Raw genomic sequence first — 18464 nt, forward strand, 5'->3', positions numbered from 1 at the left:
CGAAAACGCGGATACAAACACTAAAAATGATACACAATGCCTACCCCGCCTACCCGCCCATAATTGCGCTGCCCAGCAATCGTTGCAACAGGCTTGTTGTTGCCGTGGTAATTTCACCGTTGCCTGTCAGTCGCACCAGAGCGGGTAAACGCTTCCCGTTAGTGGTAACCAACCCATTTTCCAGTGTTATATCTACCGTCAGTAAGGAATCCGCTTCTTCGGCCCGGAGACCCGCCACCTTTCCCCGAAGCAATCCAAACTGCTCCGAAGGAAAGCCGGTCACCCGTATAAGTACTTCCTGCCCCTGCTTCATATGCCAGGCCTCACCAGCCGCGATCTTTCCCGTGGCAGTAATTAAATTTTCATGCGTGATGATAGTTACAGTAGCGGGTGTTACTTCCGGATAAGTAAAAAACCAGGCCCCTGCAAATAGTCCCAGTATAATCACTCCCAACATTACGATACCCTGCCGAATCAGCCAGGGTGGCATCTTACCCATAATTTCCTGCACCGGCTCACTGCGTATATCTTCCAGGGAAGCATGCAACGTACTGCCATTAACGTGATGCCGGTTTCCTGGTACTGGTTCATCACCGGAAGCATGTAATGGATCACCTTTTATGTGATCCTGATTTGGCAGTGCGAACCCGTCGCTTCTCTCCTCCCCGGAAGCATGCAACGTACTGCCGTTACCGTGATGCCGCTTAAACTTTGCCATAACTTTATCCTCCCAGTTCCAATTGATTTTTTACCAGTGAATAATAATTTCCTCTCCGCGCACTCAGCACACCATGGGTACCGGTTTCGACTATACGGCCTTTTTCCAGTACTACAATCTGGTCCGCCTGTTTAACGGTGCTCAATCGGTGGGCGATCACCACCACCGTTCTGCCTTCAAAAAAACGATCCAGGTTTTCCATGATGATGCGCTCATTACTGGCATCCAGTGCACTGGTAGCCTCGTCGAAAAAAAGATACACCGGATCCTTATATACCGCTCTCGCAATCTGAATCCGCTGTTTCTGGCCGGCTGAAATATTATTACCAGCGTTCCCCAGCTTCGTTTGATATCCCAGCGGCAACTCCTCTATAAACTCGCGGATGTTGGCAGTCGTAACGGCATTCAGCAGCCTTGCATTGTCAATTTTCTCATCACTGATGGCTACATTCCTGGCAATACTGCCGGAAAACAAAAACCCATCCTGCATCACATTCCCGCATTGATGCCGCCACCAGCGGGGCGAAATATCCTGCAGATTATGCTCCCCCACATAAATATTTCCGGCCGTAGGCTCGTAAAACTGCAGCAGCAGTTTCATCAAAGTAGTTTTTCCACTACCACTGGCCCCTACTATAGCCGTCACTTTTCCCTGCGGTATCACCAGGTTAATATCCCGGAGAATATCGGGCGACTGCTCACCCCCATAACGGAAGGAAACATTTTCGAGCCGAATGTCACCAAAACCATTGATATTTTCTTTCAGGACAACATGTCCTTCCCGCTCTTCCTCTTCGCGGTTATGGATCTCACTGAGCCTGTCCAGACTAATCCGCGCATCCTGGGCAGACTGAATAAAACTCAGCAACTGATCCAGCGGACTGTTCATCTGCCCGATGATATAACTTACAGACAACATCATCCCCAGCGTCAGGTTACCATTCATAACCTCTCTCGCGGTAATAAAAGATATCAGTATATTTTTCAGTTGATGAAAAAATACGGAACCCACCTGCTGGTACTGGCCCAGCGCCAGATTCTTTACATTGAGGTGAAACAACCCTGCCTGCACCCGTTCCCACTCCCACCTGCGGGAAGTTTCACAGTTATTGAGTTTTATTTCCTGCATACCTGTGATCATTTCAAACAACACGTTTTCATTCTCACTCATGCGCTGGAACTTTTTATAATCGAGTGCTTTACGTCTCTTTAAAAAAAACAGAATCCATAAAATAGCTGCCACGCTAAACACCACGAATACCGCCAGAATTTTCAAACTATACACTGCCAGCACGCAGGTAAATACCAACAGGTTTACAAACGAAAACAATGTGGACAAGGTAGTTCCCGTCAGAAAACTCTGGATCCTCGTATGGTCGCTGATGCGCTGGTGAATATCGCCGATCATCTTACTGTCGAAAAACCGTATCGGCAATTTCATCAGCTTTATCAGGAAGTCGGAAATGATGTTAATGTTGATCCGCGAATTCATGTGCAGCAGTATCCAGCTACGGATCATCTCAATAGCAGTGCTGCCCACAAACAACAACAACTGGGATAAAAGCACCAGGTATACGAAGCCGGTGTCCTGGCGGTTGATGCCATAATCCACCAGGCTTTGCGTAAGGAAAGGCAATGTCAGCGACAACAAGCTCGCCAGAAAAATACTGAGGAACAGCTGTGCAATATATTTTTTGTAAGGTCGCAGGTACTGAAACAGAAAACGAAAACCGGTTTTTACCGGCCCCTGATATTGCTGCGCATAAAAAGCATTGGTGGGTTCCAGCAGCACTACGACTCCTGTATTGGCATTACCCTGCCAGCATTCCAGGAATGTTTCCCGGTCCACCTTTACCATGCCATGGCCCGGATCAGCCACCAGCAGCTGGTCTTTTTTATTATGCCGGTTATAGTTTTGCGGCGGCAATACCACAAAGTGCTGTTGATTCCAATGCAGTATGCAGGGCAGGTCCACCTGTTCATCCAGCTGCTCAAAGGTAATCCTGACAGCGCTGGTATGGAATCCGATTTTCTCTGCGGCCTCGCTGATGCCGAGCATACTCACCCCTTCCCTCGTGATGTTGGAGAGGGCACGCAAATGCTCCAGCGGATAATTACGCCCATAATGCTTTGCCACCATGCGTAAGCAGGTAGGGCCGCAGTCCATGGCATCCAGTTGCTTATAGAAAGTAAATCCCATTACTTAGCGGCGGCCTCCATCGCCAGTTGTGACAGATAAAATTTTTCAAGAAAATGATAGAGCACCAGTTCATGCTTGCGTTGCTTACCCACAAACAGCCGGTTGATAAACATATGCAAGTGGCTGGCCACAATACGGGTATACGTTTCCGTGCTGCCGCAGGTCTCGCGTATCTGCGCGGCCACCGGGCGACAATGGGCACTTCTTTCCGTAAAGCAGGCAATCGCCTCGGCAATATCATTTGCATCATCCTGTTCGGGATGCATGTAGGAGGCTATCTCCTGCTGGTATTTCCTGTACTTATCATTAAGCTGCTTATGCAGCAGTGCCGCCCCGCCAAACTCCTCCAGGAAACCCTCCCGTAAACTGCCCAGCAGTTTTTTCCGTTGGGTCAGTGTTAATCCAAAATCATCCAGCATGGTATGCATTCCTCTCAACGCCAGTTTCCAGCGATACTCCTCGCCTTCCACTCCATCCAGCATGCTGATGATATTAATAACGGCATAGCTGTCGTGCCAGAACAACGCTTCACTGGCTTCCATGGCCTGCGCAGCATACCGTTCCAACTCCCGTACATAAGTATCCGTTTGTATTTTATGTACCAACCCGTTTGCGATATACGGCGCCAGGTACTCCTGAATTTCATGCAGCAGCCCGTCGTTGAGGTGAGGCTGCCGGCTGTTTAAAAAACGTAACCGGATATGCGGATGCGGATCGGCATACCGCAGGAAAAAGAACTGTTCAAAACGCTGGTCATCATTCCATATCGGCAACTGATCAGCAAAGTATCCGGATAACAGCTCTTCAGCCACCCGGTAGCCACAATATATTTTCAGGTACATCCATTCACTGCCTGGTGCAAATGCGCGGATTGGAGATGCGTGCTCCTGCCGGGATTTCGTCACCGGTTGGGCAAAAACCTGTTGCAGCGGCGCTTTGGTAAAACTTAAAGGAATTAATAACTCATGCGCATATACGTTGCCGGCACCATCCCGCAGCACACCAGCACCACTATCAGACAAAAATTCCCGGAGTCGCGCCTGGCCATGCTTTCTCAGATGGTCCGCCAGTATTTCCACGGCCAGCAGGGCAGATAAATCCAGGAGCAGCTCATTATCCGCCTCCGTGAGCACTACCCTACCGGGTAGTTGATATCTCCCCATAAAATTTTTAATGGTAAGCTCTTCCGGCTCTTTCTCTTTTTGCTGTATGTTCCAGCAGGCCCGGGAAACAATAATATTTTTGTATGTCACCCGTGGCAGTTGCGGCCTTGCATTCAGCACACCCCAGTCCCAGGCGAGGTTTGAGACCAGGGACTGGTGCTGTAAATCACAGAGAAATTTATAGACCGGCAGCGAATTATAGCTGTAGTTATGCGCAGAGCTGAGCCGCGGATAAACACGCTTATTCAGCCTGGCACTTCTCAATATTACTTCATTACCTTTCACGGATACCAGCAGGTCATCTACAGGCAGTTGATAAGCCTGCGGCACACCGGGTACGCCGATATAAGGAATTTCAAACTGTCTGAGGGAAGGTCTGATCAGTACATTCGCTGCTCTTGCTTCCGGGAAATGCACGATTTCAGCAAACACCGCATCTGGCGCACTGGCTTCTTCCTGCGCCAATGCCGCTTTCATTTTTTCCGCCAGCACCGGATCACCACTACAGAAGCGGCCTATCAGGTTAGCAGCGGAAGGGCCGCCGGCCGATTGAAACACAAAACTAAACTCGCCACTATCCGCGTGTGCAGCACTTTCTGCCAGCAATGAGCCGAACAGGTAACTGCTGCTGGCCAACTGTAACTCATTAGGATCTCCAAAAGCTTTCAGCTCGTCGGTGGTGATATTAACCGCAGCACCTGTTTGCAGGAACTGCTCATATTTTTCAAGGGTATATTGCTGGTATTTGGACCAGCTAACGGTGGTGGGCTGTTGTGGCCCATTGGTTTGGATGTCCTCCACAAAGGGGGCATGTACAGATTGCTGGGAGGCTTGTCCATAGCCTATTCCGGCTTCTGTGTCCAGCACGAGGCAGAGAGCTACTTCTGCTCCGTCATAACGTTCGCGGAAGCGCTCGGCGAAGGCCGACAAATCACTGCTTCCTCCTTTCGTATAGCCGTGACAGAGTGCCGTCAGTTCGCTCACCTGCTCCAGCAGGTTGGTGAGCAGCTGTTCGCCAATGGTACAGGTACCGGTTTTAAACAGGTCTACCTGCAGGAGGTCTTTAGGTGTATCAAGTGGAAATGCGGCGGAGCAGGCCTCCTGGATTTTAACCAGTCGCGCAGGTTCCAGATTTTGCTGTTGTAAAAGCTGCTGTATATGCAGCAGGTGGGTTCTTAGGGTTTCAACGTCTTCAATGGTCGAAAGGCGGTCTATGAGGGAACCGAGGTTGTCTACATCGGTTATCTTAGGCTCAGTTTCGGCAATGAGCAGCTGGGCGCTGATCAACTCTGTTACAAAGCTCATTGCTTCTTCATTGGAAATAGCATTATCAGTAGCCATTATACTATCGGCCACCTGTTGCATGGTAGCACCATTAGCAGCCGCTTGCAATGCGGCTTTCAGGTAGTCTGTCACCGGTACGGCCGTGAGCATATACTTCCGCTTGTTGTTAACAATGGAAAACTCGGCATAGCGGTATTTATTCCCGCTCTGGTAAATGCTATTATTGGGATAGTAACGCAGCTGTGGTGCAATGGCAGGTTGTTGCTGCAAATAATGACATATGCGGGTAAAGTAATCCATATCCAGGCGAATGTGCTGACGGGCCGCTGTTATGCTATTTAACTGCCATTGTGTATGCGCGCTGATATTGCCGGTGATACAACCGGCAAACAGGCCGTAGGGGGTGCTGCGGGTACAGGCACGTACCCAGTATTTGTAGAGCGACTTACGCAGCTTTGCCACTTTTTTTTCAGTGAAGTCGTGTGGCGTGGTGGTGAATCGCTCCAGCTCCTTCAGCAACTCCCGTGAAGCGATGTGCAGGGCATAAAGAAAATCGGGATGTGCTGCCTGCAGGTCAGGCAGTGATTTTTCCAGTATTTGCCGGTAGTAGTCTACCGGGTAAAGCGGGCTTCTCAACAAAAAAAATCCGGTATGCGACAGTGCCATTGCTAATAGTTTGTTGAATAAAAAATCAGGATAACAGAAAACATTCATCCCAGGTGAGTGGAGTTTCATGTAGTCGCGACATCAATGCCAGTCCTACTCCGGCGCCGCCATCCAGCAGGTCCCAGGAGTAGCACCAGTCTTTATCCTTTCCTCGCCACACGAGAATACCGTGTTTGGAACCATCATCGCTGAATGTGATTTCCAATGCGGCTTTGCCGTACCAGTATTCCGCGCATGCCTGGAAGGCCGGTTCACCCGTTTCGAACCAGAATTTGCGGTAGAAAGCGGCAATGCCGCTGGTACCGTGGCAGAGGCAGCAGTCCAGCACGCCGGCCGACTCATTACTATTCCGACGGATGTTGTAGTGCATGATGTCCAGTGCTTCTTTTTTCCAGGTTTCGTTGTTGAAAATACCGCCGCAATACCAGAGTGTCCATGCCACGTTGAGGTCACCGTAGCACCAGGCAAGGCGACTATTACTATTGGCGTATTTTCCGTCGAGGATAGCGGGGTATAATGCGTTGAGTTCATCCGGCACCGCGGCAAGGCGGTTGTTGAGGATAAAAGCCATACATTCCGTTACCAGCAATTCGCAGGTATCTTTGGAAATGCCTGCGGCGTAGAGCTTTGCCAGCAGTATCAGGGCCGCGCAGCTGCCATGGGCGAGGCTGAAAGCATCTACATATTCCCCTACTGGTTTATCGTGCGTGTAGAAGATGGGCAGACTTCTTCCTTTGGGAGTGAGCTTACTTGCTGCGAGGAGGTGATCTGCGCAATCGGACAGGTGCTGCCTTACATCGGGCCTTGTGGCGAAGGGAACGAGGAAGTTGCACATACCGATGCTACCATGCAGGAAATCAAAATTTTTCCATTGCAGGTTGAGGTTACTCTGTGCAATGGTGGCTGTAACAAAATCGTCGGCGAGGTGGTGCAGGTCCATATCCAGGAACTGGTGCCTGCTCAGGTGTTCGAGCAGCCAATAGGGGCCGGTGTGGCCGGAGCAGAAGGAGTAATTGGTTCCTTCTTCCGGTGTATAGGCGTCGTAGATTTTTTCCAACAGGCCGGCGGCATGATCAGCGTTAGGATCGATATACTGTTCATAGTAAAACAGGTATAGCAATGCACCCCAGGGACCTTTAAAAAGGCTGTTGGCATATTCGGCTCCATAGCGCTGTTGATCCAACACGGGGATCAGGTCTTCATAAATTTGTCGCAGCTGTAATTTTGTTGTTTCCATTGGTAAGAGCTGGTGAGGTTGGAACAATAGGGAAAGCAGTGGCTTTCCCTATTGAAAAAATTGCTGTCTTTTACTACCATCAAGGGATCTGGCAGCAAGGCTGGCCGGCACCCGGGCTGGTTGCTCTGCAGCTGGAGATAGCGCGGGTATCTTCTGTACAGGTAATGTACAGCGTAGCGGCGCCACCGTTAATCCGGTATTGTTGCTCAGCATTAAGCAGTGCTACCGTTTCTTTTCCGAGCATCAGCTTTTTGCTGAGGTCTACTTTTTTCTTTTTCATAAACAAGATTTTGAGAGTAAGTTTATCGTACGCAGTCGATCGGACAGGTAACTTCATCCGTTTCAACGCAGCATGCACTCCACCAGGTCAGTGGTGCGCCACCGGCGATTTTAGCCTGTTGCTTGGTATTCAAAGAGGCGATCGCCTCTTTTTTCAGCAACAGTTTTTTGCTGAGATCTACTTTTTTCTTTTTCATTTTGTCAGAGTTTGTGGGCATAGCAATGCCAGTAGCTGTTGTGCACCACAGCCGGACAGCTATTTCCAGATTAACGAATACCGAATTGCTTAATTAGCACATGATGCAGTACATCTGTCCCGGAGGAATTGTTACACATGTCTCCTGACTGGTAACCAGGCATCCATCAATACGAGAGATAGCAAGTGCGCCACCGGCAATTTTCGTTTGCTGACTGGCATTCAGAAGGGCTACAGCCTCCTTGTTCAGAGAAAGTTTTTTCTCTAAGGGAAGTTTTCTTTTTCTCATAACAAAATTGGAATAAATGATTACGGGTTACAGGTTTTGTTGACACGAATGCGATGATATGAAGGCGGGTTAACGACCAGCATACCTCCTTTTGGGTAACAACATTAAACGCACTGATAGCCTGGGCGTGGGTGTGTTTCACAGGTTTCCTGTGGATCATAGGTATTGCAGTACTGGGTAGCTGCACCACCTGCCAGGGATTTTTGTTCAGATTTGCTGAGTGTTGCTACTGTTTGTTTTTTGAGGGACAGTTTTTTCTCCAAAGAGATTTTTTTCTTTTTCATAAACTAAAAATTTACAAAAATATCCTCCCCTGTCTTCAATGAAGCCATTACGCCATGGGGCGGTTGTTCAGCGCAAAAATTTTCAGGATGGGAGTGGATTAATTTCCAAACACGTTGACATATCAGCAGTATAGTTATTTTGAGCAATTGAGATACTGAAGATAGGAAAAAGGAATTTGAAAAAAAATAGTTTTAGAAATTTTTCTGAAAATTTCTGAAGTTGGGGTTATTATGTTTATTGATAATTGATTAAAAAATGATTAGCCGCGTAGGGACGCCTCGCAGGCGGCTATCAATACACCATCTGCGGTACAAGGATTTTAGCGAAGATCATGGAGTAGAGATGTCCGGATAGACGCCTGCGCCTCGCAAGCGTGTATAAAAACACCATCTCCGCGACAAGGATTTTAGCGAAGATCTTGGAGTAGATATACCCGGATAGACGCCTGCCAGGCGTCTCTACTACGCGTTTAATATGGTTATCAAACCGCAATATTATTTTCCTAAACAATAGAAAAGGTAAGGTAGGTATATATTCACCGCCAAATAAAAAAAATTATTAAATCACTACAATAATGATCAACGGCTACATTTAAACCCTTTACGCACCGCTTCCAAACCACTCCATACCTTATGCCCGAAAGGCCTGGGCGATAACTCAATAAACACACGCTTATGCTTTTCCTGCTCACAATCACCCACAATTACTCTTGTATGTAAAGCCATTGGCAGCTGGGTCATATAATCCAGCATCTTCACCGTTCCTTCATACACAAGATCTTTACTTCCTGCTGCTGATACAGGTTTGAGCGAAACTGTAACCGGTATTAATTTATCTGACGGAATATTACGCGGACCTATGTTCCTACCCACCAATCCTTTGTAATAACTTTCCAATGCAGTTTTAATATCATTTAAACCGGTAGCTGCACCGGCTTCCAGCCACCAGAGTATCACATATGACCAGTATTCCTCACTATCCTTATCACCCCATCCCGGTGCGAACCTGATATCTTCCATACCTTTGTAATTAATTTCAGGTGCAAACTCAATCGGAAATGGGATCAGCTCTGTTGCCCAATCCTTTGGCGCCGGCAGGAAATAAGGCGGTTTGTACGTAACCGGATCAAAAATATTCAGCTTGTTTTTAACCCAGTGAATACAATCCACTTCATCAATCACCGACCAGGCAGCGGGTGTGCGCACTCCATTGCTCCGCATTCCAGGTGCCAACGCCGGCACAAATGAAGCATCCTTATTCCCCAGCAACAACAGGCGCTTGATCAGCTCCGCTCCTTCCGCCATATTAGTTTCCTGTACGCTGAATCTGCGATGTTGGAGATACCAGCTAATATCGGTATCATAGTATAACCGCACCGGCATATCTTTTAAATATTTTTCATTACCAGTACTATCATTTCGTATATCCAACGGCGTTAGCTCTGAAAATTTCAGCCTGGCTTTATCAGGGGTTCCTATATTTTCACGCATATGAGCAGTATAAAATTTTGCATCCCCTACACTCCCCGGAAAAAAATTAATACGTATTGCCGCGTTACTACGTTCCCAGGTACCTAACAGATCCAGCCGGCAATCGGCACCAAACAAGGCTTTGATTGATACAGGAGCACGGGAAGGGTCCTTCACCATCATTTCCGCATAGCGAAACACTGCTATTCCCGGATCACCATACGCCCCCAGTGCAAACTTATCCGCCGGCACCCCATATCTTTTTACCACATCGTTCAACACACTATCCATGCGCGCAGTTACCTGCGGTGTAGCATAAAACTGCAGTTGCAAAGAGGCGTATACCGTGAGTAAATTATTAGCCGCAGCCACATTATGCAATTTGGTTTCCGGTAAAAAACTTTCCGGCGGCGCATAGCTACCGAAAACCACTACCGCTCCTTTTACAGGACCATTGGGCTTTACAGCCATATAGTATCCATTGGCAGTATCTGTTGGGGTGAAATAAGTTTTATCCGTCTGCTGGGCCAGCAGATTGCCGGAAGCCACGGCAAGGGCGGTTAATAATAAAAAGTTGCGCAACATGGGACAGGCTGTTTATGGTGGATATCTTACTAAGGTAGATATCAGCATGCACTTATTTAGCAAGGCTACGAAAAATTAATTTCCACTTGAAAAATTGATTCCTGATAAATCTCCTCAAAAGCTTCACTATGAACAATTACAGCCAACGGTTGTTAACTCAGAAAACAGAAACCATGACTGATTTAAAAGGAAAAAATATAATTGTAACAGGCGCCGGCATGGGACTTGGTCTGGCCGCCTCCATTGAGTTTGCAACACAGGGCGCTAATGTTTTGCTGGTCGACTATAACGAGCAGGCATTGGATGATGCAAAAAAGCAGGTGAGTGAGAAAAATCCAAATGGTAAAATTGCTATTGCATTGGCCGATGTTTCCAATGAAGAACAGGTAAAAGCCTATGTTAAACAGGCCACGGATACACTCGGCAGCATAGACGGGTTTTATAATAACGCAGGCATAGAAGGCAGGCAGGCACCAATCGCGGAATATGATGTGAATGTTTTTCGCAAGGTAATCGACATTAATCTCTTTGGCGTGTATTATGGCCTGCGCTACGTGTTGCCCATTATGCAGGCGCAGGGAAAAGGCCATATCGTAAACGTGGCTTCCGTGGGTGGTATACGCGGCGTTTTAAATCAGATGCCGTACGTAGCCAGTAAACATGCAGTAGCGGGTATGACTAAAAACGTAGCCCTGGAATATGCCCGCCATGGCATTGTGGCCAATGCCATCGCTCCGGGTGCAATTCTGACGCCCATGGTAGCCGAGGCATTTAAACAGGTAAATCCCGCCGATCCTAAAGCTGCAGAATCGGAGTACGCAAAAGCCAATCCCACCAAGCGACTCGGCCTGCCCGTGGAAGTAGCCAAACTGGTGGCATTCCTGCTGAGCGACGACTGCACCTACGTTAACGGTCAGATTATCGCCATTGATGGCGGGGAAAGTAACAGCTATGGAAACGTGTAAACCACGATTAACCACATATTTTTTCACAGCCCGTTCCACGCGACGGGCTGTTTTGTTATACACGCTAAGGGTACAAGTATCCACAGTTTAAGGGGCTAAACGCCTGTAAATGAGGTGGTCTTAATTTTGCATAACATCCTGTAAAACCCATCGGTTATGCAAAAACAGGAAATAGTTCCCGGCAATGGCCAGTCAAAAACCGGTTTCTTCGAAGGCCTTGCCACCAAAGCAGTATCCATTACCGGTAGTGCAGGTGCGTTTATCACCGCTATGCTGGTTGTTATTGTGTGGGGTATCACCGGCCCAATCTTCAATTACTCCGACACCTGGCAACTTGTTATCAACACCGGCACCACCATCGTTACCTTTCTCATGGTATTCCTCATTCAGAAATCCCAGAATAAAGATTCAAAATCTGTACAGCTGAAACTAAACGAACTGATCGCTGCCAACAAGCTGGCCAGTAACCGGCTGATAGATGCGGAAAACCTTTCTGAAGAAGAGCTCGATATTTTACATAAATATTATTGTAAGATGGTAGAAGTTACCCAGGAACATATTCACCTCAGGGAATCACATTCTGTGGAAGAAGCCATAGAGGGGGCTATGAGCAAGAGCGGAATAGATGAACAAAAAGAAGAAGAAAAGAAACCCTGACATCACCTTCCTCAACATAAAAAAACTCAGGCAATCCGATTGGGGATTGCCTGAGTCATTTTGTAGAAATAGCGCGCTATTTCTTATCCTTTTTTTGCTTGGTATCTTCCTCTTTTTCTTCCGGCTCACCACCGAAATTATCGTCACCGGCTTCTGCTATTCCCTTAATAATCGAAGATACGGGGCCTTCCATTTTCTCCTGCGGTTGCGGCCCCAGCGTTTCCGGATCAGGCTTTACAGGTGAATCATTTTTTTTCTGTTCCTCCTTAGCCTTTTTTTCGAGTTTTTCTTTGTCAGACATAGCAAATGGTTTTACTAAACTTGTAGAAAAACCGTGCCGATACTAGATTATATTTACACTGATCACTGACGCAGCATTTTTCAGCAATACATGACTATCCTCGCTAAGGTGCCTCAACTGCAGATTTTTACCTGCTTCCGCATAGCGGGCGGTGAGTGCATGTACGGCGTCGATGCCGGACATATCGGCGATTCGGCTATGTTTAAAATCAATGATTACTTCCTGCGGATCTTCTGCAACGGTGAATGTCTGATTAAAACCAGCGACTGCGCCGAAAAACAGCGGTCCCTGCACCTCATAGTACTTAATACCCGCCTGATCTGTAAAATGGGTGATTTTTAAGCGCTGCGCACTCTGCCAGGCGAATACGAGTGCAGAAATAATCACTCCTGTCAGCACTGCCAGCGCAAGATTGTGCAATAATACCGTGATCACTGCCACCAGGATACCGATGAAAATATCGTGTCGCGGCATTTTGTTGATAATCCGGAAGCTCGCCCATTCGAATGTACCGGCTGCCACCATGATCATTACGCCGGTGAGCGCAGCCATCGGCACGCTGCCAATCACAGGGGCGCCAAAGAGTACCACGGCCAGGATGGTCAGGCTCGCAATGATGCCTGACAAACGGGCCCTGGCACCAGCGGATAAATTCACCATCGTTTGTGCAATCATCGGGCAGCCTCCCATACCGCTGAAAAAGCCGTTCAGTATATTGGCGGCACCTTGTGCTATACTTTCGCGGTTGCCGTTGCCTTTGGTACCGGTGATCTCATCCACCAGGTTGAGGGTGAGCAGGCCTTCCGTAAGGCCTACACCTGCCATTACAAGAGAGTAAGGCGCTATGATCTTCAGCGTTTCCATACTGAAAGGCACTACCGGCAAGTGAAACGGAGGAAATCCACCGCTAACGGAAGCAATGTCACTCACGGTTTTGGTATGAATACCAAGCACCATTACAATCACAAACACGACAATAATAGCCACCAGCGAAGGGGGAATTGCTTTAGTCACTTTAGGCAGGAGCACCACGATGGCGATGGTGAGGGCTACCAGGGCAGCCATGGTGAGTAATGCAGCACCTGTGAGCCAGGAGGTAGCGCCATTCACGGTTACCTTGAATTGCTCCAGCTGCGCCATGAAAATAATCACGGCCAGCCCGTTTACAAACCCGTACATCACAGATTTAGGAACCAGCGCAATGTATTTTGCCAGCCGGAAGAGCCCTACCAGCAGTTGAAACACGCCTGCCAGTGCTACGGCTGCAAACACATAATCGATCCCGTGCGACTTCATCAGCGCAATCAGCACTACTACGGTAGCGCCCGCTCCTCCCGAAACCATGCCCGGGCGTCCGCCGAAGATGGCAGTTACCAGCCCCATCATAAAAGCGGCATACAGCCCCGTAAGCGGCGGCAATCCGGCAAGGATGGCAAATGATAACGACTCGGGAATCATGGTCATGGCGACGGTTAAACCGGCCAATACCTCGTTTTTATAATCCGGCTTCTGACTGAAATCAAACAGATTGAACATTTCTCTATGTACGATAAACAAAAAATAGCTTTGAAGGGCGCAAAGGTACGATTAATCACGCGGCATAGGGAGACTAATATCTCCCCAAACAAAAAAATTAATACCTTGGTATGGAATAGAAAACCTTGTGTATGCAATCCAAAATAACTGATACCGAATCCGTTTATAAAGCAATTTTTGATATAGTGAGATGTATACCCAAAGGCCGGGTCACCTCTTACGGAGCGGTAGCTAAAGCGGCAGGATTAAAGTCCGGCGCACGGATGGTGGGCCGCGCCATGAGTTTTGTTCACGGTCAGAAACCTCCCGTACCGGTGCAACGTGTGGTTAACAGCAGCGGGCAACTCAGTGGCGATGATGGTACGCGTGCAAAAAAGCTGGCGGCCGAAAAAGTGCAGGTGAAAAATAACCGGGTGGTGGATTTTAAGAAAGTCTTCTGGGACCCTGTAACGGAAATTGAATTGTAGTATATATTCCAATGACAAGCAAGGGATCATTGGCACCAGCGCCTGGCTGCAGCAAATAAAAGGCGGCGCCAACGATAGCAATTAGTCACCATCGACGCCAGCAGATTAATCCAGTTCAATCATCGCCTTAATAACGCCTGTAGCGGGATTCAGCCAGCTTTCAAACACTGCTGGCACCTGCTCAAACTTAGTACGATGAGTTATATAGTTTTCCGGTTTGATGCGTCCTTTGCGGATGCTGTCGATCACCAGGTCAAAGTCCTCCCGGGTGGCATTGCGGCTACTCATCAGGGTAGATTCGCGTTTGTGAAATTCAGGATGAGAGAAACTAAATGCTTCTTTCTGGAGGCCGATGAGCACATACCGTCCACCGTGTGCCAGGTAGTGAATGCCCTCATTGATAGCCCGGAGATTACCCGTGGCATCTATCACAACGGTGGCCATGTCTCCCCCGGTGATATCCGCTAACTGCTGTACCGATTCCGGCTTGCCGGCAACAATCGTGTGCTGTATGCCCAGCTGTTTGCGACAAAACTCCAGGCGACTCTCACTGATGTCCATCGCGATTACCTGCGCGCCTGCAATCCTTGCCAGTTCCATGGTACCGAGTCCGATAGGCCCTGCACCAATCACCAGCACAAATTCATCTTTTTCCACCGCAGCACGGCGCACCCCGTGGGCGCCAATTGCCAGCGGCTCTACCAGGGCCAGACTATCAAAACCCAATCCCTGACCATGAATAAGTGCGTACTCCGGCACCTGGAAATATTCCGTCATACCCCCATCAATATGCACCCCGCAAACATTTATTTTAGCACAGCAGTTAGGTTTACCACGCCGGCACGCGATACAGGTACCGCAGTTCAGATAAGGGATAAATGTAACCGCCTCGCCGGCAGCGAAGCCGGTGGCAGGGTTCACCTCTTCCAGAATACCTGATAACTCATGCCCTAAAACACGGGGATAGCTGAAGAATGGCTGCGTACCCTGAAATGCGTGCAGGTCGGTACCGCAAATGCCTATACGTTTTATACGAATGATCGCGTGGCCTTTTTTAGAAGCAGGTTTTTCCCTGTTTTCCCAGGCAAAGCTGCCGGGAGTGGAACATACCAATGTTTGCATGTAAGCTGAATTTGACTGTATGCAGGCAAAGTTAAGCGGCGGTGCAGGCGGCATATAGATTAAATCGGACTTCTTTTTATACAAATCCGACCTTTCAGCTCTTAGAAAGCGGCTAAAAAAGCCAGGTACTGCGCTTCACTTTCCTGAATCCATTCCGGCGCAGCGTTCAGTTCCAATCCGTACCACGCAAAAAATGGCTGGTAATCCGCACGTATATACTGAAATGTTATTTCAAACGGAGCTGTCAGCTGCGCCAGGGTGTACTTATATTTCGCACCGGGTGCATATTCAGCCTCATTTATACCTACGGACAGTGCCAGTGCTACCTTTTTACCGGCCATCTGATAGCCGCTTTTACTGCCATATGCCCAGCCATAGGTGAGCACCTCATCCAGCCACTGTTTGAAAAAGGGCGGACAATTAAACCAGTAAAACGGGAACTGGAAGATGATCTTGTCGTGCGCAGCCAGGAGCTGCTGTTCTTTTGCCACGTCAATCTTCCCGTCAGGGTATACCTGATGCAGCTCATGTACAGTATATTTTTCCGGATGCCGGCGTGCCGCCGCTACCCATGCCTTGTTGGCTACTGACTTTTCCATTTCCGGATGTACTACGATAATCAATGTTTTCATATTGCCTGTTTTGTGATTCGTTTGATAAGGCAAATGTAGGCCCGTTACCTGCTATTTTGTATCTTAGCAACCGATTGTATGGTACTATCAAAAATGTAAGTATTATGACCAGTATTAAGAAAACCTCTGTTAACTACGAAAATAAGCTGCAGTTGGGTTCGGAATGTGCGCAGGTATATGCTGCACTTATGCTCGGCGGGCAATGGACCCTGGCCATCTGCTGCCACCTTGCCGGCGGCAAGCTGCGCTTCGGGGAACTGCGCAAAAAAATTCCGGCTATCACGGAGCGTATGCTCACGCTGCAGTTAAGGAAGATGGAAACTAATAAACTGATAGTGCGGAAAGTATATGCAGAAGTGCCACCACGGGTGGAATACGAACTGTCTGAGAGCGGGCAGAAATTAATTCCGATCCTGATCCAGCTGGACAACTGGGGCCGACAGCACCAGGAATACCTGCAGCAACACGCATAAATCACGTTAACCACTATACGAAAATGGAAAATTACGATCTCTACTTTGCCGCCAATAAAAAACTATGGAATAACAAAACTGCGGTGCATGTAGCTTCCGATTTTTATAACCTGGCGCAATTCAAAGCCGGTGCTACGAGTCTGAACCCGGTTGAACTGGCTGAAATGCCGGATGTAAAAGGCAAATCCCTCCTGCACCTGCAATGCCATTTCGGAATGGACACCATCTCTTTTGCGCGCATGGGCGCCACCGCCACTGGGCTGGACCTCTCCGATGCCGCCATTGCGGCAGCCACCGAACTGGCCGCTTCCCTGGAAGCCAATGCCAGCTTCGTATGCGCTAATGTATACGATGCCAATGAGCATCTCTCCGAAAAATTTGATATTGTATTTACCTCCTACGGCACCATTGGCTGGCTGCCGGATTTAAATCGCTGGGCTGCGGTAATAAAGGAAAGACTGAAACCTGGCAGCATCTTTTACATGGTAGATTTCCATCCGGTGGTATGGATGTTTGATGATAACTTTTCTTTTATCAAGTACTCCTATTTCAATACCGGGGAGCCTATTGTGGAACAGCTCAGTGGCACGTATGCGGACCGGCAGGCGGACCTCCACGATACCGAATACGGCTGGAATCATTCGCTGTCGGAAATCATCAGTGCATTGCTGAATGCCGGATTAACCCTTGAATTTTTCCATGAGCACCTGACATCTCCCTATAATTGTTTTAATAACACGGTGGAAGTGACACCTGGAGCGTTTCAGATAAAAGGGATGGAGGGGAAGATACCTATGTTGTATTCGATGAAATTTATTAATTAGTAATACTAACTATATTTTCAAGAGCATATCATTTCCCTTCTTTTTTATTTTTTGGCGTAGATTATGTTTTGATAGACGCCTGCCAGGCGTCTCTACACCATTATTTCATTTTTAGCATAGATTATGTTTTGATTGGCGCCTGCAAGGAGGATTTACACCATTATTTCATTTTTAGCGTAGATTATGTTTTGATTGACGCCTGCCAGGAGGATTTACACCATTATTTCTTTTTTAGCGTAGATTATGTTTTGATAGGCACCTGCCAGGAGGATTTACACCATTATTTCATTTTTAGCGTAGATTATGTTTTGATTGGCGCCTGCAAGGAGGATTTACACCATTATTTCATTTTTAGCGTAGATTATGTTTTGATTGGCGCCTGCAAGGAGGATTTACACCATTATTTCATTTTTAGCGTAGATTATGTTTTGATTGGCGCCTGCAAGGAGGATTTACACCATTATTTCATTTTTAGCGTAGATTATGTTTTGATAGGCACCTGTCAGGAGGATTTACACCATTATTTCATTTTTAGCGTAGATTATGTTTTGATAGGCACCTGCCAGGAGGATTTACACCATTATTTCATTTTTAGCGTAGATTATGTTTTGATTGGCGCCTGCAAGGAGGATTTACACCATTATTTCTTTTTTAGCGTAGATTATGTTTTGATTGACGCCTGCAAGGAGGATTTACACCATTATTTCTTTTTTAGCGTAGATTATGTTTTGATTGACGCCTGCAAGGAGGATTTACACCATTATTTCTTTTTTAGCGTAGATTATGTTTTGATTGACGCCTGCCAGGAGGATTTACACCATTATTTCTTTTTTAGCGTAGATTATGTTTTGATTGACGCCTGCCAGGAGGATTTACACCATTATTTCTTTTTTAGCGTAGATTATGTTTTGATTGACGCCTGCCAGGAGGATTTACACCATTATTTCTTTTTTAGCGTAGATTATGTTTTGATTGACGCCTGCCAGGAGGAGTTACATCCGTTTATACTGTGGCTTAGCGAAGTAGAGACTTTTAGATTTGTGCAATGCATACACTTAATAAAAATCTTTACTATAAAAATTCTTATTACCTCTTTTCCGTTTGTGAATTTGTCAG

Annotated in this window: 19 protein-coding genes; 6 read left to right on the forward strand and 13 right to left on the reverse strand. The window is 47.5% G+C overall.

What is annotated here, in order from left to right:
- Positions 1 to 49: 49 nt before the first annotated feature.
- The 9 genes from BUB18_RS28715 to BUB18_RS28750 all read right to left on the reverse strand — a co-directional run bounded on the left by BUB18_RS28715 (position 50) and on the right by BUB18_RS28750 (position 10371).
- Positions 50 to 718, reverse strand: coding sequence for a hypothetical protein (locus BUB18_RS28715; protein ID WP_073087772.1), 669 nt, complete (start codon positions 716 to 718; stop codon positions 50 to 52).
- A gap of 4 nt (positions 719 to 722) precedes the next feature.
- Positions 723 to 2918, reverse strand: coding sequence for a peptidase domain-containing ABC transporter (locus BUB18_RS28720; protein WP_073087773.1), 2196 nt, complete (start codon positions 2916 to 2918; stop codon positions 723 to 725).
- On the reverse strand, positions 2918 to 6031 hold the full coding sequence (locus BUB18_RS28725; RefSeq protein WP_178372227.1) for a lantibiotic dehydratase: 3114 nt from the start codon (positions 6029 to 6031) through the stop codon (positions 2918 to 2920). Before BUB18_RS28725 ends, BUB18_RS28720 begins: the two co-directional genes overlap by 1 nt.
- A gap of 25 nt (positions 6032 to 6056) precedes the next feature.
- Positions 6057 to 7268, reverse strand: coding sequence for a lanthionine synthetase LanC family protein (locus tag BUB18_RS28730; protein WP_073087775.1), 1212 nt, complete (start codon positions 7266 to 7268; stop codon positions 6057 to 6059).
- Between the two features lie 79 nt (positions 7269 to 7347).
- Complete coding sequence (locus tag BUB18_RS28735) at positions 7348 to 7548, reverse strand: class I lanthipeptide (protein WP_073087776.1); 201 nt, start codon at positions 7546 to 7548, stop codon at positions 7348 to 7350.
- A 22-nt stretch (positions 7549 to 7570) separates the two neighbouring features.
- Complete coding sequence (locus BUB18_RS29765) at positions 7571 to 7744, reverse strand: class I lanthipeptide (protein WP_178372228.1); 174 nt, start codon at positions 7742 to 7744, stop codon at positions 7571 to 7573.
- A 93-nt stretch (positions 7745 to 7837) separates the two neighbouring features.
- Positions 7838 to 8032 (reverse strand): class I lanthipeptide, encoded by a 195-nt coding sequence (locus tag BUB18_RS28740; protein ID WP_073087777.1) that lies wholly within the window; start codon positions 8030 to 8032, stop codon positions 7838 to 7840.
- Between the two features lie 104 nt (positions 8033 to 8136).
- The gene (locus tag BUB18_RS28745) at positions 8137 to 8316 is read right to left on the reverse strand and encodes a class I lanthipeptide (protein ID WP_073087778.1); all 180 of its coding nucleotides are present in this window, start codon (positions 8314 to 8316) and stop codon (positions 8137 to 8139) included.
- Between the two features lie 579 nt (positions 8317 to 8895).
- Positions 8896 to 10371: a hypothetical protein gene (locus tag BUB18_RS28750; RefSeq protein ID WP_073087779.1), complete on the reverse strand. Its 1476-nt coding sequence runs from the start codon at positions 10369 to 10371 to the stop codon at positions 8896 to 8898.
- 128 nt (positions 10372 to 10499) lie between these two features.
- Here BUB18_RS28750 and BUB18_RS28755 point away from each other — a divergent pair, with 128 nt between their 5' ends.
- Complete coding sequence (locus BUB18_RS28755; RefSeq protein WP_245805757.1) at positions 10500 to 11336, forward strand: SDR family oxidoreductase; 837 nt, start codon at positions 10500 to 10502, stop codon at positions 11334 to 11336.
- Positions 11337 to 11492: 156 nt separating this feature from the next.
- Positions 11493 to 11993, forward strand: coding sequence for a low affinity iron permease family protein (locus tag BUB18_RS28760; RefSeq protein WP_073087780.1), 501 nt, complete (start codon positions 11493 to 11495; stop codon positions 11991 to 11993).
- A 76-nt stretch (positions 11994 to 12069) separates the two neighbouring features.
- Here the strand turns inward: BUB18_RS28760 and BUB18_RS28765 are convergent, their stop codons facing one another.
- The gene (locus BUB18_RS28765; protein WP_073087781.1) at positions 12070 to 12294 is read right to left on the reverse strand and encodes a hypothetical protein; all 225 of its coding nucleotides are present in this window, start codon (positions 12292 to 12294) and stop codon (positions 12070 to 12072) included.
- Between the two features lie 42 nt (positions 12295 to 12336).
- Entirely contained in the window at positions 12337 to 13830 is a 1494-nt protein-coding gene (locus BUB18_RS28770; protein ID WP_073087782.1) for a SulP family inorganic anion transporter, read from the reverse strand.
- A gap of 131 nt (positions 13831 to 13961) precedes the next feature.
- Here BUB18_RS28770 and BUB18_RS28775 point away from each other — a divergent pair, with 131 nt between their 5' ends.
- On the forward strand, positions 13962 to 14297 hold the full coding sequence (locus BUB18_RS28775) for an MGMT family protein (protein ID WP_073087783.1): 336 nt from the start codon (positions 13962 to 13964) through the stop codon (positions 14295 to 14297).
- Between the two features lie 105 nt (positions 14298 to 14402).
- Here the strand turns inward: BUB18_RS28775 and BUB18_RS28780 are convergent, their stop codons facing one another.
- Both BUB18_RS28780 and BUB18_RS28785 read right to left on the reverse strand, forming a co-directional pair.
- Positions 14403 to 15419 carry a zinc-binding alcohol dehydrogenase family protein gene (locus tag BUB18_RS28780; protein WP_073087795.1) on the reverse strand — a complete coding sequence of 339 codons (1017 nt, stop codon included), beginning with the start codon at positions 15417 to 15419 and terminating at the stop codon, positions 14403 to 14405.
- 101 nt (positions 15420 to 15520) lie between these two features.
- A complete protein-coding gene (locus tag BUB18_RS28785) occupies positions 15521 to 16051 on the reverse strand; it encodes an NAD(P)H-dependent oxidoreductase (RefSeq protein ID WP_073087784.1) in 531 nt (176 codons plus the stop codon).
- Positions 16052 to 16155: 104 nt separating this feature from the next.
- Here BUB18_RS28785 and BUB18_RS28790 point away from each other — a divergent pair, with 104 nt between their 5' ends.
- From BUB18_RS28790 to BUB18_RS28800, 3 genes are all read left to right on the forward strand, one after another.
- Positions 16156 to 16524 carry a winged helix-turn-helix transcriptional regulator gene (locus BUB18_RS28790; protein WP_073087785.1) on the forward strand — a complete coding sequence of 123 codons (369 nt, stop codon included), beginning with the start codon at positions 16156 to 16158 and terminating at the stop codon, positions 16522 to 16524.
- A gap of 23 nt (positions 16525 to 16547) precedes the next feature.
- Positions 16548 to 17348 (forward strand): class I SAM-dependent methyltransferase, encoded by an 801-nt coding sequence (locus BUB18_RS28795; RefSeq protein WP_073087786.1) that lies wholly within the window; start codon positions 16548 to 16550, stop codon positions 17346 to 17348.
- A 128-nt stretch (positions 17349 to 17476) separates the two neighbouring features.
- Positions 17477 to 18464, forward strand: a 988-nt coding sequence (locus tag BUB18_RS28800) for a hypothetical protein (protein ID WP_143160135.1), incomplete at its 3' end; no start/stop codon positions are given.

The sequence above is a fragment of the Chitinophaga jiangningensis genome (genome assembly GCF_900142605.1).
Taxonomy (GTDB): domain Bacteria; phylum Bacteroidota; class Bacteroidia; order Chitinophagales; family Chitinophagaceae; genus Chitinophaga; species Chitinophaga jiangningensis.